This is a genomic window from Echinicola strongylocentroti (assembly GCF_003260975.1).
Lineage (GTDB): Bacteria > Bacteroidota > Bacteroidia > Cytophagales > Cyclobacteriaceae > Echinicola > Echinicola strongylocentroti.
The window spans coordinates 5,529,604-5,544,711 of record NZ_CP030041.1; the positions used below are offsets into that span (position 1 = coordinate 5,529,604).

General features: G+C 42.8%; 11 protein-coding genes and 1 pseudogene. 8 read left to right on the top strand and 4 right to left on the bottom strand.

What is annotated here, in order from left to right; translation table 11 throughout:
- The first annotated feature begins 723 nt into the window (after positions 1 to 723).
- The 3 genes and pseudogenes from cfa to DN752_RS21970 all read left to right on the top strand — a co-directional run bounded on the left by cfa (position 724) and on the right by DN752_RS21970 (position 2,821).
- A pseudogene (gene cfa / locus DN752_RS21960) lies at positions 724 to 1,511 on the top strand (cyclopropane fatty acyl phospholipid synthase).
- A 630-nt stretch (positions 1,512 to 2,141) separates the two neighbouring features.
- Entirely contained in the window at positions 2,142 to 2,474 is a 333-nt protein-coding gene (locus DN752_RS24620; protein WP_162633309.1) for a hypothetical protein, read from the top strand.
- A 143-nt stretch (positions 2,475 to 2,617) separates the two neighbouring features.
- Positions 2,618 to 2,821: a YwbE family protein gene (locus tag DN752_RS21970; protein ID WP_112785971.1), complete on the top strand. Its 204-nt coding sequence runs from the start codon at positions 2,618 to 2,620 to the stop codon at positions 2,819 to 2,821.
- 38 nt (positions 2,822 to 2,859) lie between these two features.
- Here DN752_RS21970 and DN752_RS21975 read toward each other — a convergent pair whose 3' ends face one another.
- The 3 genes from DN752_RS21975 to DN752_RS21985 form a co-directional block, all read right to left on the bottom strand.
- The gene (locus DN752_RS21975) at positions 2,860 to 3,291 is read right to left on the bottom strand and encodes a hypothetical protein (protein ID WP_112785972.1); all 432 of its coding nucleotides are present in this window, start codon (positions 3,289 to 3,291) and stop codon (positions 2,860 to 2,862) included.
- A 109-nt stretch (positions 3,292 to 3,400) separates the two neighbouring features.
- A complete protein-coding gene (locus DN752_RS21980) occupies positions 3,401 to 4,084 on the bottom strand; it encodes a LytR/AlgR family response regulator transcription factor (RefSeq protein ID WP_112785973.1) in 684 nt (227 codons plus the stop codon).
- A 3-nt stretch (positions 4,085 to 4,087) separates the two neighbouring features.
- Positions 4,088 to 5,518, bottom strand: a complete 1,431-nt coding sequence (locus DN752_RS21985; RefSeq protein ID WP_112785974.1) for a sensor histidine kinase — start codon at positions 5,516 to 5,518, stop codon at positions 4,088 to 4,090.
- A 989-nt stretch (positions 5,519 to 6,507) separates the two neighbouring features.
- Between DN752_RS21985 and DN752_RS21990 the strand changes: the two genes are divergently transcribed.
- Positions 6,508 to 7,530 carry a LacI family DNA-binding transcriptional regulator gene (locus tag DN752_RS21990; RefSeq protein WP_112785975.1) on the top strand — a complete coding sequence of 341 codons (1,023 nt, stop codon included), beginning with the start codon at positions 6,508 to 6,510 and terminating at the stop codon, positions 7,528 to 7,530.
- A gap of 609 nt (positions 7,531 to 8,139) precedes the next feature.
- Here the strand turns inward: DN752_RS21990 and DN752_RS22000 are convergent.
- On the bottom strand, positions 8,140 to 9,117 hold the full coding sequence (locus DN752_RS22000) for a M23 family metallopeptidase (RefSeq protein ID WP_112785977.1): 978 nt from the start codon (positions 9,115 to 9,117) through the stop codon (positions 8,140 to 8,142).
- Between the two features lie 133 nt (positions 9,118 to 9,250).
- Here DN752_RS22000 and alaS point away from each other — a divergent pair, with 133 nt between their 5' ends.
- The 4 genes from alaS (at position 9,251) to DN752_RS22020 (ending at position 15,104) form a co-directional block, all read left to right on the top strand.
- A complete protein-coding gene (alaS, locus tag DN752_RS22005) occupies positions 9,251 to 11,881 on the top strand; it encodes an alanine--tRNA ligase (RefSeq protein WP_112785978.1) in 2,631 nt (876 codons plus the stop codon).
- A 93-nt stretch (positions 11,882 to 11,974) separates the two neighbouring features.
- A complete protein-coding gene (gatB, locus tag DN752_RS22010; RefSeq protein WP_112785979.1) occupies positions 11,975 to 13,438 on the top strand; it encodes an Asp-tRNA(Asn)/Glu-tRNA(Gln) amidotransferase subunit GatB in 1,464 nt (487 codons plus the stop codon).
- A 4-nt stretch (positions 13,439 to 13,442) separates the two neighbouring features.
- Positions 13,443 to 14,561 carry a TlpA disulfide reductase family protein gene (locus DN752_RS22015; protein WP_112785980.1) on the top strand — a complete coding sequence of 373 codons (1,119 nt, stop codon included), beginning with the start codon at positions 13,443 to 13,445 and terminating at the stop codon, positions 14,559 to 14,561.
- A gap of 75 nt (positions 14,562 to 14,636) precedes the next feature.
- Complete coding sequence (locus DN752_RS22020; RefSeq protein ID WP_112785981.1) at positions 14,637 to 15,104, top strand: nucleoid-structuring protein H-NS; 468 nt, start codon at positions 14,637 to 14,639, stop codon at positions 15,102 to 15,104.
- Positions 15,105 to 15,108 lie beyond the last annotated feature (4 nt).

Sequence of the window (15,108 nt, forward strand, 5' to 3'; positions counted from 1 at the left end):
GAATTGCAAAGGTAACGCTTTTGTCAAGAAACCAAATAATCTTTTGAGTTTTAACCGAGATTTGTGCTCGTTATTGATTATTAGGAAGTAGCTGATTGTTATCAGAAACTCATTAATTTCTTATTTTCAAACAAAATTAGGATTTTGTTATGGATAATTCAAATTATATACGGTTTATTAAATGTTAAGTCAATAATGATTGTTCTGTTTGAATATTCATAAGACTGTGTGAGGAGCGAGGATTTGGCGATGTGGATTTTACTGATTCTAGGTATTTACAATATGGTAACAATTTAATAAATTAAGGTGATCTTATTCCATTGCTGGAATAGCAACAGTTTTTTGAATTTTAGCAACCTAAATGACACACTAATGGACTCCTATAAAAAGACCATAACTGAGTTGTTGGATTTTGCGGGCATTCAGCTTGACGGGTCGTCACCCTACGACCCTCAAGTTCACAACGGCCATTTTTACAAGCGGGTGATGAGAGAGGGCTCCTTAGGTCTTGGGGAAGCTTATATGGAAGGATGGTGGGATTGTGAGCGGCTAGATGAATTTTTCCATCGGATTTTACGTGCAAACCTCGACCAGAAAGTCAAAGGAAACTTAAAAGTCCTCTGGCAGGGGGCAAAGGCAAGGTTGTTTAACCTGCAAACCAAGCACCATTCTAAAGATATCATCGTTCAACATTATAATGTGGGAAATGACCTGTACGAAAAGATGTTGGATGAATATATGATGTACAGTTGTGGTTATTGGCAGGGTGCAGGTAACTTGGACGAGGCACAAGAGAATAAGCTAGAGCTGATTTGTCAAAAATTAAAGCTCAAGCCTGGTTTACGGGTGCTTGATATTGGCTGTGGATGGGGGGGTTTGCCGCTTATGCTGCCAAATATTATCAGGTAGAAGTAGTGGGGATTACCCTTTCAGAAGAACAAGCCAAGCTCGCTAAGGAGCGGTGCGATGGACTTCCTGTGGATATCAGGTTACAGGATTACCGGGATGTGGAGGAGCCCTTTGACCGGATTTTGTCCATCGGTATGATGGAACACGTCGGGGCCAAAAATCACCGCGAATACATGAAAACGGTCTACCATAACCTAAAGGATGATGGTATCTCATTGGTCCATACCATTGGTAATAATGCTTCTTATCAAAATACTGATCCGTGGATCGATAAGTATATTTTTCCAAACAGCCTGATCCCTTCGGCAGCTCAATTGACCAGTGCCATGGAAGGTTACTTTTTACTAGAGGATTGGCATAATTTCGGTTTGCATTACGACTATACATTGATGGCTTGGTTGGAGCGTTTTCGCATGGCTTGGGCTGGCTTAAAAAATGAATATGGTCACACTTTTTATCGGATGTGGGAGTATTATCTTACATGCTGTGCGGGATCTTTCCGTGCACGCAAAAACCAACTTTGGCAGGTGGTAATGGTGAAAGATACTTTTAAGGGAGATTACAAAGCCGTGCGGTCTGTCAACCAGACCCATTCGGTATGATTTTAACCCGGATTATGCATTAGGAATCGTAGTGAGAGCTGAAATTGCAAGAAAATCAGTTAGTTTGGAGGCATTAGCGTAGCACCGCTACGGTTATGCCGAAAACTAAAGTGAAACGGCTGATTTTGAAGCAGTTTAAGGTCGCAACAGATAGGCTAATGCATATTCCGGGTTCAATGTCGTTTAGTTAGTGTGTATCTGGAAAATATGGGTTCTATATTTTTTCCTTGGGCAGTTATTTTTCTAGCTAAATTCCTAGGTGTTTTTCATCCCTTTACATTTGTCACTTTTTTGCTTCAGGTCAAAAAAGTAACCAAAAAACCCCGCCGCTGTGCATCTATTGGCCTAAAATTAAAACCTTCCCTCATGCAGGCAAACTCCTCCTTTTCTAGCTGCCAACATTTTTTTTGGCTAATATTTCGTCAAACAAGCCTGCCTTTTTGCCCACCCGCTTTTTAATTTCTTAACGCCCAATACCTGCAAGGCGGATCCGATTAATAAGTTTCTTATGGATAAATTATCATCATTATTCCATGTAGTGGTATATTTTCTTAAGAAACCAAGTTGAGCGAGAACTATAAGCCCTCCTGAGCCAAAAAAGGTATCGCTTCCTTAATTACGGCCCTTGGTATGCCTGTTTTCCAGCCGATGGTGGAGGCCGTTAGGAAAGGGAGTTGGCTCGCGTCGTGGAACAGCGAGACCCACTCACTTTTAGGTCGTAGCCATCGGGTGGAAATTAAAATGGGTGACGGATCTCGGTCGCAGGGTAAATCCATGTTCCATTTTAAAAGGCCTACCACCGGCCTAGATTTTTTTCTTTCTTTTTTCATCAATAGCCTGCCCCGAAGGCTTTCGGGGGAAAAAAGGAAAAGGATAAAATCCACCAAGATGATCAGGTTTCCCCAGCCAAAGTCAATCAAAAAAAGGACTTTTAGGTATATGAAAAGAAGGAAATACCCTTAACTAAACGGCATTGATTCCGGGTTTAACCCTGTTTTACCAAGTGCTCGGTATTCCTGATTGTTTTTAAACAGGTTTTGGTAAGTTTGTATTGGTGATTGTATTCACTTAGCAAAATAGGAAGAGTATTAACAAACAAGCTGCTTATGCCTGACGGAAGAAATAGAAAAGACATAAAAATAGGAGACTTGGTGGAAGTAGTCCAAAAACATCACCAACGCACCGGAGAGTTGACGGAAGGGTTGGTGAAGCGGATTTTGACCAAATCACCACAACATCCCCATGGAATAAAAGTGCAACTTGACACAGGCGAAGTGGGAAGAGTTAAAAACATCATTGAGGAGGAATAAAAAAAGGAGCGTTGACGCTCCTTTTTTTATTCCAATGCCTACATCCAGGCTTTCCAAGGGATTCTGGAAAGAATCAATACCAAGGCGATGCCATAAAACATATAAAGACTTCTGAATCGAGCTCGGCTTTCGGTAAGTTTTTTTGCCCTACTGTATCCTACTGTGATCAAGATGACCGCAACGATATTGATCAAAGGGTGTTCAAGAGCATAAAGCCTACTTACCGCATCACCCATTGCATTGCCGCTAGAAAGGTTACTAAATCCCAATGGGCTGACAAAATAGATGATTATCCCTGCCAATAACTGGATGTGGGCAGGAATCAGGCCGATAAGTCCAAATTTCCTGTCCTTGTCCGTAAAAGGCCGATTGCCCAAGGCACCAATCAGTGCATAAATAAAAACCGCTATCAAACCGGCCAAAACCAAGTAGGCCATTCCGGAGTGAAGATGTTGAATTCCTGTTTGCATGTTGTCTCTAATTTTTGATACTCAAATTAACGCAAATCTTAGGAGATTTTTACGGATTTTGATCACTTTGTGTTGAGTGGATAGTAACGGTCGGTAGATAAAAATCAGCCTACTTGATGGTATCTACTTGAAGGTTATCTGCATAGCTGCTGCCGATAGGGACAGTATGTTTGCCAACGGTGACCTGATGTCGTTCTATTTTATCGATTTTTGACTTGTTGGCAATGAACGATCGATGAATGCGGCAAAAGTAACTTGGTAGCAATTTTTCGGCTTCTGAAAAGGTCATTCTTGTCAAAATCTTATTTTCGTGTGTTTGGAAGGTGACATAGTTTCCCGATGCTTCAAGAAAAAGAATGTCTTCCAGCTTGACCTTGACCTGTTCATAGCCCGTTTTGAGGAAAATGGAGGTGGTTTCGGTGGGTTGTTGGTTTTTTAGCATCCATAGTTCATTGGCCTTAGTACAGGCCTTGATGAAGCGGGCAAGGGAAAAGGGCTTGAGCAGGTAATCGATTGCGTCCAGCTCGAAGCTCTTAACGGCATGTTCTGAGTAGGCGGTGGTGAATATGATCATGGGGTTATGCTGAGGAAGCTCTGCAAACTCCATCCCGGAAATATCGGGCATTTTGATATCCAAAAAGATCAAGTCCACAGGGTTTTCCTGCAAGTAGTCCAGTGCTTTGAAGGCATTGGTAAAGGAGCTCTTTAAATCCACAAAGGGAACTTTGGAAGTATGGCTTTTGATGACTTCCAAGGCCATGGGTTCGTCATCGATAGCGATTGCTTTGAGCATGGATCAGGATTTGTTCAGTTGTATGGATAAATGTACAAAATATTCCCTATCGTTTTCCCGGATCACCAGCTCATGTCGGCTAGGGTAGAGCAGTTGGAGCCGCTGTTTGACATTGGGAAGACCGATGCCCGAATGGACCCTTTCTGGATCGTCTTCATTTTTTCTATGGATGCTGTTATGGATATCCAGGTGAAGCGAGCCTTCCAGGCACCTGAGGTTGATCCGCACCCAGGATTTTTTCTGAAGGCTTATGCCATGTTTGAACGCATTTTCAATAAAAGGGATCAATAGCATTGGTGCAATGTTTCCCTTGCAGTGCTCATCCTTTCGGCTGAATTCGATGGTGATGTTTTCCTGGGCTTCGATCCGTAGCTGTTGAAGGTCCACATAGTTGATCAGGTAATCGATTTCCCTGTCCAGAGGGATGGCTTCTTGGGTGTTTTCATGCAGCATGAACCGCATCATATCGCCCAGCTTTTGGATGCTTTCTGCCGTTTTTTCTGCCGTTTCCTGTAGCGAAATCCCATAAATGGTGTTGAGTGCATTGAAGAGGAAATGCGGATTGATTTGGTTACGGAGCTGTTTGAGGTCGGTGGTTTTTTCCACCAGTTGGACATTGAGCTCGTCCATTTTTTCGATGTATCCTTGGTATTTGTTAAACAATGCATTGGAGATGGGATTGATCACCAAGACCAATAGTGCTATGGCCACCAATCCGACCAAGAGGATTTCTTCATCCCCAGATGCCGCCGTGATCGTGAAAAATATCGCGCCCATCAATACAATCAGCAGCCAATAATAGATTTTTGATGCTTTGTTTTGCCCTGTTTGCTTTTTGCGATAGACCAAAAAGTAATTGTAAATGAATATGGCAATAAGTGAAGGAACCACAATGGCATAAATGATCAGGATCAATTCATGGAAAAAACGGTGGAATTTGAACAAAAATGTCAATAGAAACACATACAGTACCACTAATCTGGAAATATTGTATCCAAGATAATTGGGTGTCGTCTGTGCGAGAGTGGCCTTTTTTAGAAAAGATACCACAAACATATACCCCATATAGAGTGCCACTGCAGCAAAATAAAAGGGTATGAACATGTCTTGGCCCCAGTCAGCTCCAATATAAAAAGCACCTGTAGCCAGCCATGAAAGGATGAAAATTAACAGGCTTAATAGAATGAGTTTCCATGTCTTGCGATCAGTTATATAAATAGGTGCCACCTTCATGTGCATAAAATAAAATGCCGTGAAAAGAATGGCGGGAATGAAAATGGTCGAAAAGTACTGTGCCATTTGATCGAATTCTCCCCCTCCGATGTAGCCAATACTGATTTTGCCACCCAAGATATTGGTCAGGATGATCAGGAAGAATACCCCTGATACCATCCACCATTCTGTTTGTTTAAATTGTAACGCTCTTTCTTTCATGTTCAAATTTGGTAAATAATGATGAAGCAATGATAGCTTTTACCAAAACGGTTCCCAAAAAAATGTGACCAATGGCGGGGTATATGGGATGAAGCGGCAAGCTAAAAGAAAGATGCAAGAAGAAAGAGTCAAGAGCAAAGTATCGAGATGAGGGAGTTGAGTAGTGAGATATGAGTCTTGAGTCTTGAGACAAAAAATTGGCTTTTCCAGTTTAAGCAAAAAATCAGCGCCAATCATAATGATCTGCGTCATCAGCGTTCTATTAGAACCATCCTTGCTTGGTTGTCCCTTCAGTTGTACTGAGGGAGGCCTAAAGTTGAGCCTGCGGCTCATTGTGATTAAGAATTTAATAAAAGCTCGCAAGTAACCGACTTTAACCCGGAATATGCATTAACCTAATCTACGTCCCGGCGTACAGGTATTGCGACCTGAAATAGCTTCTCCCAACTGATTATTGGGATAAAACGCTATTTATATGTATTGGGTTTTAGCGTGAATTTATAAGCGCTAGGAAGATGATTGCCGCTAAAACAAGGAGATTGTTTTTGATGTTCACCATGGGCGTTGCCCATGGCTAAGATGTGACGCCCTTTCAGGGCTGTTGTTATACAAATTTACTTTTCCAGTTTAAAAAAAAATCAGCGCCAATCATAATGATCTGCGTCATCAGCGTTCCATCAGCTCCACCCCCCAACTTTTCCGCTTGACCCGACTTTCCAACCTTAATCATAACATAAAAAAAGGTGACACGAATGTCACCAGTTTAGGGTTTTATAGGTTTTGATAGGATGTTTTCTTTGATTGATTACTTAAAGTAATTTAAAATATTTCACTGCTCCAAACGACAAATTACCGCAAACGGTTGTGCAATCAATTTCGGGGCGATTATTTATATGGTTTCTAAATAAAAGCTTAAAAATATTGGGCTTGTGATAGGGTTTATGTAGGTTCATGTTCTTAATTTTGGAATGGATAATTAAGTACAGAAAATGTCCGAAAAGCATCAATTAACATTAAAAGACATTGCCAAGGAATTGGGCTTGGCGGTGTCCACGGTTTCCCGAGCACTGAAGTCGCACCCTGACATAAGCGAAGAGACAATCAAGCTGGTGAAGGATTATGCCGAAAAGCACCATTACGTGCCTAATCTTTTGGCAGTTAATTTTAGAAAAAGCAAAACGTTCAATATAGGGCTGATTATCCCTGAACTGGTCCATCAATTTTTTTCGTCCATTATTAGCGGTGTACTCAGCGAATCCAATGCACATGGCTACAATGTCATGATCTGCCAATCCAATGAACATGTAGAAGATGAGAAGAAAGTGGCCAAGGCACTGCTGAACAGCAGGGTGGATGGTGTGATCATTTCACTTTCCAATGAAACTACGGAGGTAGCCCATTTGGAGGAGTTTTTGGCGGCAGAGATTCCAGTAGTGCAAGTGGATAAGATCATTGAGACATTTGATACGCCCAAAGTGATTGTCAATGATTTCAGTGGAGCACATCAAGCCGTGACGGAATTGATAAAAAAAGGCTATCATAAGGTCGCTCATATTAGGGGCAGACTCAATGTACAGCACTCCAATGAGCGGTTCAGGGGATATGCGGAAGCCTTGAAGGAACATGGGAAGGACTATCCTGATTCTTACGTGAAGATATGCAAAGACCTTACGAAGGAGGAGGGGTATGAGTTTGCCAAATCCCTGATGGAATCCAAAAATCCTCCTGATGCTATCTTTTGCGTGACAGATTTGGTGGCCTTAGGGGTGATGCAGTACCTTAAGCAGCACCATATCCATGTGCCGGATGAAGTGGGAGTGATTGGCTTTAGCAATTGGCAACTGGGTGAAATCATCAGCCCTACACTAAGCACCGTGCACCAGCCGGGATTCGAATTGGGAGAAAAAGCAACCTCCTTATTAATTGAAAAAATCAATAACGGTTTGGCAAGTCCAAATGAACAAGTAGTGCTGGATGCTGATCTGATCGTAAGAGAATCGGTTAGGTCATGAGGCTTTTCGTAAATCACCTAGATGGGAAGGAAGAATGTAATTGGTTGGAATGCGGAAGCGAACACTTTCAAAACTGACCGATGAGTAGGTGGTTATTTTTTTAGTGAGTTAACAGTATGGAAATTTTCAGGTAACCTACAGGTAAAATACAAAGAAAATTGTAGGCAATTACTTAAAATAAAATTAACTTTGTGCGGTTCACACACATCGCACACAATGGAGACCGGCTTTACCTTCTTGATGTTTACACTTGCCTATGGTTTGTGTTTTCTTTCGTTTTATCCTGAAAAGTATTTACGTAGATTTAGCTATAAATACACCCATAAACATGTTCCCGAATACAAGAAATTGAGGCTTACGGAACCTATTTTTTTCAGTTTTCTGGCAGGATACCTTTTGGCCTTTGCTGTCCTGTTCTTAATGCCTTGATTCCTAATGCATAAACCGGATTAAAGGGTGTACCACCGGACTAGATTTTACGTCCTTTTCATCAATAGCCTACCCCGAAGGCTTTCGGGAGCAAAGGACGTAAAAACAGTATATAAAGTTTGGTTACCTGCAAAATTCAGGAGACTCATTTTTTGTTATACAGTGGGCTGGCTAACAATATTAAGAAAGTGATTGATTTTCCTTGGAAGCAAGTTCGAGTATTTTATCAAACTCAGTAGGTTCGAGGTCTTTGAAGAAATAGTGGACGGGGTTTATTGTACGGTCGTCCTTGATGACTTCGTAGTGTACATGCGGGGCTGTGGAAGACCCTGTATTGCCTACCGTCCCGATTTGGTCACCTCGTTTTACCTTTTGGCCCTTGCGTACGTTGAATTCATTCATGTGTCCATACCGGGTCTCAAAACCAAATCCGTGGTCTATGGTTACTGATTTACCGTAACCGCCAAATTCTGTTTTGACCTCTTCGACTACCCCATCTCCCGTGGCATAAATAGGAGTACCTTTGGGAGCAGAAAAATCAATTCCTGTGTGCATTTTACGTACTTTCAAGATAGGGTGTATACGCATGCCATAACCTGAAGCAAGTCTCTTGAGGTCCTCGTTGTGAATGGGCTGAATGGCCGGGATAGAGGCCCAGTATTCTTCTTTATTAAGTGCTTTGTCTGCTAGTTCGTCATAGGAAAGTGACTGGATGTACATTTGCTTTTTGAGCTTACCCACCCTGCTCATCACATCCATGATAAGGTCTTCTTGACGGAGTCCTTTTTCTTTCAACTCCCTGAAACGGTCTGCTCCTCCATAGCCTGCATCTCGGATGGAAGAGGGGATGGGTTCAGATTCAAAAATGACGCGATAGAGATTGTCATCCCGGTCTTTGAGGTCGGTCATCATCTCATTGAGGTCTGAGACCTCTTTTTCCATCATTTCATAATATAGCTTGAGCTCATCATTTTCCCTTTTCAGCATGAGCTCCTTTGGGCTGTCAAAGTAATAGCTGAAGGCCATAAGGATCCCTACTGCAAAAATCGAAGATAGGGAAAGGAATCCAAGGACTCCCAATAAAATGTCCCATTTGCTCTTAGTGTATCGCTCGTATTTGCAGGTTTTAGGATCGTAGTAATATTTTATTCTACTCATTATTAATTGAATGGTATTTCTCCTATTTTTGTACCCCTATGAATGGGTTTCTCGTGGAATGTCTCGCTTGAAACATGCCAATATAGGCATATTAAATGTGTAATCCGAATAATTTAAGCATATAACATCTTACATGGACGCTAAAAGAATCAGAAGTACTTTTATCGAGTATTTCCAATCCAAGCAACATCAATTTGTACCTTCTGCACCTATCGTGGTCAAGAATGACCCGACACTTATGTTTACCAATGCAGGAATGAACCAGTTTAAGGATTATTTCCTTGGTAATGAGACTCCTGCGAGTACTCGGGCCACTAATAGCCAAAAGTGCCTGAGGGTTTCCGGTAAGCATAATGACTTGGAAGAAGTAGGGGTGGATACCTATCACCATACGATGTTTGAGATGCTGGGAAACTGGTCTTTTGGTGATTATTTTAAGAAAGAAGCTATTGCCTGGTCTTGGGAGCTATTGACAGAAGTATACAAGTTGCCGGTGGACAGGCTTTATGTGACGGTATTCGAAGGGGATAAAGGAGATGGACTGGAGCGGGACATGGAAGCCTTTGATATGTGGACTGAGCATGTGGACAAGGAAAAGATCCTTTTTGGTGACAAAACAGACAACTTCTGGGAAATGGGCGATGTAGGGCCTTGTGGTCCTTGTTCTGAAATCCATATTGACCTTCGACCAGAAGCCGAAATCATGGCCCAGCCGGGCAAAGACTTGGTCAATGCTGACCATCCACAGGTCATAGAAGTATGGAACTTGGTTTTTATCCAGTTTAATAGGCAGGCCAACGGCAGTCTTTCAGAGCTTCCGGCCAAGCATATCGATACAGGAATGGGTTTTGAGCGACTGGTTCGTGCCATCCAGAACAAGACTTCCAATTACGATACTGATGTTTTTACGCCTTTTATCGCCGCTGTGGAGAAGAAGGCCGGGAAGAAATATGGAGAAGACGAGAAGATCGATATTGCCATCCGAGTGATCGTAGATCATATCCGTGCGATATCCTTTACCATTGCAGATGGACAGTTGCCATCCAATAACAAAGCTGGGTATGTGATCAGGAGGATTTTGAGGAGAGCCGTGCGGTATGGATATACCTTTCTCGGCTTTCATGAGCCTTTCCTCCATGAATTGTTGCCGCTGCTCTCAGAGCATTTTGGAGAGATGTTTCCTGAGGTTTCCGCACAGGAAGATTTTATTGCCAAAGTCATTTATGAAGAGGAGGCAGCTTTCTTGCGTACCTTGGATAATGGACTGAAGCGACTTGACCAAATCAAAGCGGATATGGCGAACAAAGGAGAGCAGGTGATTTCCGGCAAAGTGGCCTTCGAGCTGTACGATACCTTTGGGTTTCCACTGGATCTGACCTCCTTGATTGCAAGGGAAAAGGGCATTTCGGTGGATGAAAAAGGCTTTGATGCGGAAATGACCAAGCAGAAAAATCGCTCTAGGGCTGCAGCAGAACAGGAGACCGGTGACTGGGTGCAGGTCGGTGAAGATGCGGGAGTGCAGTTTGTGGGATATGACAGTCTGGAGACCACCAGCAATATCATCAAGTACAGGGAAATCAAAGAGAAGAAAAATACCAAATATCAATTGGTGTTGGATGAAACACCTTTCTATGCTGAAAGTGGCGGGCAAGTTGGCGATAAGGGCGTGCTGGTAGGACAGGATGAAACCATCAAGGTCCTTGACACCAAAAAGGAGAATGACCTTATTGTGCATTTTGTGGAAAAACTTCCTCAACATCCCGAAGCCACTTTTACGGCTAAAGTGGATGGAACAAAGAGGGTATTGACCATGAACAACCATACCGCCACCCATTTGCTTCATGCAGCACTTAAGGAAGTGTTGGGAGATCATGTGCAGCAAAAGGGATCATTGGTAAATGAGCAACTATTACGCTTTGATTTTTCCCACTTTAGCAAACTAAATGATGAGGAAATTGCGCAGGTGGAGCGTATCGTCAATCGGAAGGTGCGAGAGAATATCCCATTGCTCGAGCAAAGAAATGTGCCTATAGAAGAGGCAAAGAAAATGGGAGCTACGGCGCTATTTGGTGAAAAATACGGAGAATTTGTCCGTGTAATTACTTTTGACAAAGACTATTCCGTGGAACTATGCGGAGGGACACATGTCAAAGCTACTGGCCGAATCGGTCTGTTCAAGATTGTTTCGGAAGGGTCGATCTCTTCTGGCGTGAGAAGGATAGAAGCGATTACGGCAGATGCCGCTGAGCGATATGTAAATGAGCAAGTGGATGTGGTGAAGTCCCTTCAGGAATTGCTGAAAAGCCCTAAAGATATCACCAAAGCCGTAGAAGCGCTGGTACAAGAGCGAAATGAATTGAAAAAGGAGATGGAGGCACTTCACCTGAAGCAAGCCAGTGTCCTAAAAGAAGAACTGATCAAGAAACTTCGGCCGGTGGGAGGAAGCAATCAGGTCATTGCCAAGGTAACCCTTCCTTCTGCGGATGCGCTAAAGAAATTGGCATTTGAATTGAAGAACGAGGTAGACCAAATAATAGCGGTCATTGCAGCGGACATCAGTGGCAAGCCCCAAATTGCCGTTGTGATAGCCGAATCATTGGTCAATGAAAAATCACTCAATGCAGGTAATGCCGTCCGCGAACTGGCCAAAGAAATCCAAGGCGGCGGCGGCGGACAGCCTTTCTTTGCTACGGCCGGAGGAAAGAAGATAGAAGGTCTCGATCAGGTCGTCATAAAGGCCCAAGAGATGTTTTCTTCCATCTGATCATGTAATAGCCGGTTTTGAATTTGGTTTTGGGGTAAAACTCTGCCATTTTTGGTTATCTTAACTATAAAAAACAATATTCATTATAATAAAATGCCTTCACAGGAGATAAAAGATAAATACGAGTTGGTAGTAGGACTGGAAGTCCACGTTCAGCTATTGACAAAAAGTAAGATGTATGCTTCTGATTCTACGGAATACGGAAACTTACCAAACACCAATATATCGGTCATTACACTGGGACATCCCGGGACACTACCCAAGGTGAACAAGCGGGCAGTGGAATTTGCCATGAAGCTTGGTTTGGCCTGTAAAAGTGATATTACGCGGAACAATATTTTTGCCCGTAAAAACTACTTCTATCCAGATCTTCCAAAAGGATACCAGCTTACACAAGACAAAAACCCTGTGTGTGTGGGAGGAGTAGTGCCGGTGACATTGGGCAAGTCCGGAGTCACCCGCGAAATCGAGCTTACACGTATCCACATGGAAGAAGACGCGGGTAAGTCCATGCACCTTGCTGGTGAGGTGGACACTTTGGTGGATTATAACCGTGCAGGGGTGCCGTTGCTGGAGATCGTGACGGAGCCGTGTATCCGGGCATCAGAGGAAGCTTACCAATTTATATCCGAAATCCGCAAGCTGGTACGGTACTTGGATATTTGTGATGGTAATATGGAAGAAGGATCCATGCGATGTGATGCCAATATCTCTATCCGCTTGAAGGGTGAGACCGAATTGGGCAAGAAAGTAGAGGTGAAAAACATGAACTCCTTCCGAAATGTCGCCAGGGCCATCGAGCATGAGTTTGACCGTCAGATCGATATGATGGAAAAAGGGGAAACCATCATCAGTGAAACCAGGACCTTTGACGCCACCACTGGACTTACAGCAGGTATGCGTACCAAGGAGGACCTTAATGATTACCGGTATTTCCCAGAGCCCGACCTCAGCCCAGTGGTGATTGCAGAAGATTGGCTGGAGAGCATCAAGGCGTCTATGCCTTCATTGCCCCGTGAACTGCATGAGCGGTTTGTGAGTGCTTTTGGTCTTCCTGAATATGATGCCAATGTATTGACGGACAGTAAGGAAATAGCCTTGTATTTTGAAGAGCTTTGTGGTGAAACCACCAATTATAAAGCCGCATCCAACTGGATGATGGGGCCAGTAAAGTCCTATTTGAATGAACTTACCCTTCATATTGAAAATTTTCCTGTGCGACCAAAACAATTGGCCAGCTTGATAGCGTTAATTGATGAGGGGAAGGTGAACTTCTCTGTGGCTTCCCAGAAAATATATCCGGAAATGATCAAGGATCCTTCACGGACACCGCTGGATATAGCACAGAAGCTCAACTTGATCCAAGAAAGTGATGAGGGTTCTTTAAAGCCAATCGTAGAAAGTGTATTGGCTGAAAACGAAGCAAAAGTGGCCGAATATAGATCAGGGAAAAAAGGCCTTCTCGGGATGTTTATGGGGCAGGTAATGAAAAAGTCCAAAGGTAAAGCCGACCCCAAAGTGGCCAACAAAATTTTAACAGAACTACTAGAAAACTAATTCCATGACCAAGTTCAATTATATGATTCTATTGGCAGCTTTATTATTGGTAGCTGCATGTTCCAATGAGGAAAAGAAGGAAGCCTTCGACGGCGAGGTGGTGATCAGTGGGCAACTGAAAAACCACCCGGAAGGGATGCTTATACTTTCCAAATATTTGGATAATAGCGTGGAGCCTATCGATACGCTCAATCTCAAGAGTGACGGGGGATTTGAATATACCCTAAGCCTGGATGGCCCGACTTTTTATGAGCTGGACCTATATGGTGTGAAGCAAGTGCGATTGGCTCTTTTCAATGAAGATGTGGAGATAAATTACGATTTTGATAATGAAGAAAGCTTGGCCATTTCAGGATCTTTTGACACTGAGCAAGTAGCTAAAGTGGACCAGCTTGCAGAAGAATACCAAGAGAGGATCAATGAACTCAACAGTGAATATTATGAAGCGCTTTCGGCCAAGGATGAGGCTGCGGTGAAAAAGATTCAGGAACGAGCATTGACGCTAGAGTCAGATCACGCAGCTAAAGTAAAAAGTACCATTAACAGCATGGAGGGTAGTTTTGCTGCATTGGCAGCTGTAGGGATGTTAAACCCTCGAAATGATTTTTCTTATATAGATAGCTTGGTTACTGAGCTGGACAAGTCCTATCCTGAAAACAACATGATCGTTTCTATGAAACAACAGCTGGATGAAATGAGGGCCTTGAGTATTGGGCAGCCTGCTCCGGAAATAGCTCTTCCTGATCCAGAAGGAGAAGAAGTGAAGTTGTCAGATTTTAAGGGGAAATATGTTTTGATAGATTTTTGGGCAGCTTGGTGCAAACCATGTAGAGAAGAAAACCCAAATGTGGTAAGATTGTACAATGAATACAAAGAGGAAGGCTTTGAAGTCTTTGGAGTTTCTTTGGATAGAAGTAAGGATGCTTGGGTGAAGGCCATAGAGGAGGATAATCTCACTTGGACGCATGTATCCGACCTGAAATATTTCAATTCAGAAGCTGCTGCTACGTATAAAATCAACGCTATTCCAGCAACATATATGATTGACCCAGAAGGGAAAATAATCGCTAAAGATCTTAGGGGGCCGAGTTTGGAAAATAAATTAAAAGAAATTTTCAAATAGTGGAATGCTTTTTGATCCAGAAGCATTTGCCGGAACTTTAAATAACCATCGTACTTAATTATTAATCTATCTAACATGAAAAAAAGTAGTTTTAAATCACCACTTAGCAGGCTAGCCACATTAGTGCTTTTCGGGCTGTTGGCCGTAGGTGCTTGTAAAAGTAAGAAGAAAGTAGTAGAGGCTGCACCAGAACCGGCCCCTGTAGAAGAGCCGGCACCTACACCAGCTCCAGACCCAGAACCTAGTGCAGAGGAAGTAGCAGTAGGAAAATTGGAAAATTATTTTTCTACTATAGCCTCATCCAGTAGTGTGCAAAGTGCCAATAGCTCTATCCAAGAAGCGTTGAGTATGTTTTCAAACCAGAACACACCTGTTTTGATCGTCATCCATGAGGAAAATGGCATTAAGGACTATGATGAGCCTACCACCATTGCCAAGTATCTGAATTACCTTAAGGATACCAAGAAGAACCTGAACTTTATCAGTGATGTGAGACTGGATGGTAGTGGAAAAATCACTGAATTGGAACTTCGTCGTCGATAAAATA

Bases quoted from the DNA above. Each gene is read 5' to 3' on its own strand.
- DN752_RS24620 (WP_162633309.1), top strand. From the start codon at position 2,142: ATGCCTGTTTTCCAGCCGATGGTGGAGGCCGTTAGGAAAGGGAGTTGG.
- DN752_RS21970 (WP_112785971.1), top strand. From the start codon at position 2,618: ATGCCTGACGGAAGAAATAGAAAAGACATAAAAATAGGAGACTTGGTG.
- DN752_RS21975 (WP_112785972.1), bottom strand. From the start codon at position 3,291: ATGCAAACAGGAATTCAACATCTTCACTCCGGAATGGCCTACTTGGTT.
- DN752_RS21980 (WP_112785973.1), bottom strand. From the start codon at position 4,084: ATGCTCAAAGCAATCGCTATCGATGACGAACCCATGGCCTTGGAAGTC.
- DN752_RS21985 (WP_112785974.1), bottom strand. From the start codon at position 5,518: ATGAAAGAAAGAGCGTTACAATTTAAACAAACAGAATGGTGGATGGTA.
- DN752_RS21990 (WP_112785975.1), top strand. From the start codon at position 6,508: ATGTCCGAAAAGCATCAATTAACATTAAAAGACATTGCCAAGGAATTG.
- DN752_RS22000 (WP_112785977.1), bottom strand. From the start codon at position 9,117: ATGAGTAGAATAAAATATTACTACGATCCTAAAACCTGCAAATACGAG.
- alaS (WP_112785978.1), top strand. From the start codon at position 9,251: ATGGACGCTAAAAGAATCAGAAGTACTTTTATCGAGTATTTCCAATCC.
- gatB (WP_112785979.1), top strand. From the start codon at position 11,975: ATGCCTTCACAGGAGATAAAAGATAAATACGAGTTGGTAGTAGGACTG.
- DN752_RS22015 (WP_112785980.1), top strand. From the start codon at position 13,443: ATGACCAAGTTCAATTATATGATTCTATTGGCAGCTTTATTATTGGTA.
- DN752_RS22020 (WP_112785981.1), top strand. From the start codon at position 14,637: ATGAAAAAAAGTAGTTTTAAATCACCACTTAGCAGGCTAGCCACATTA.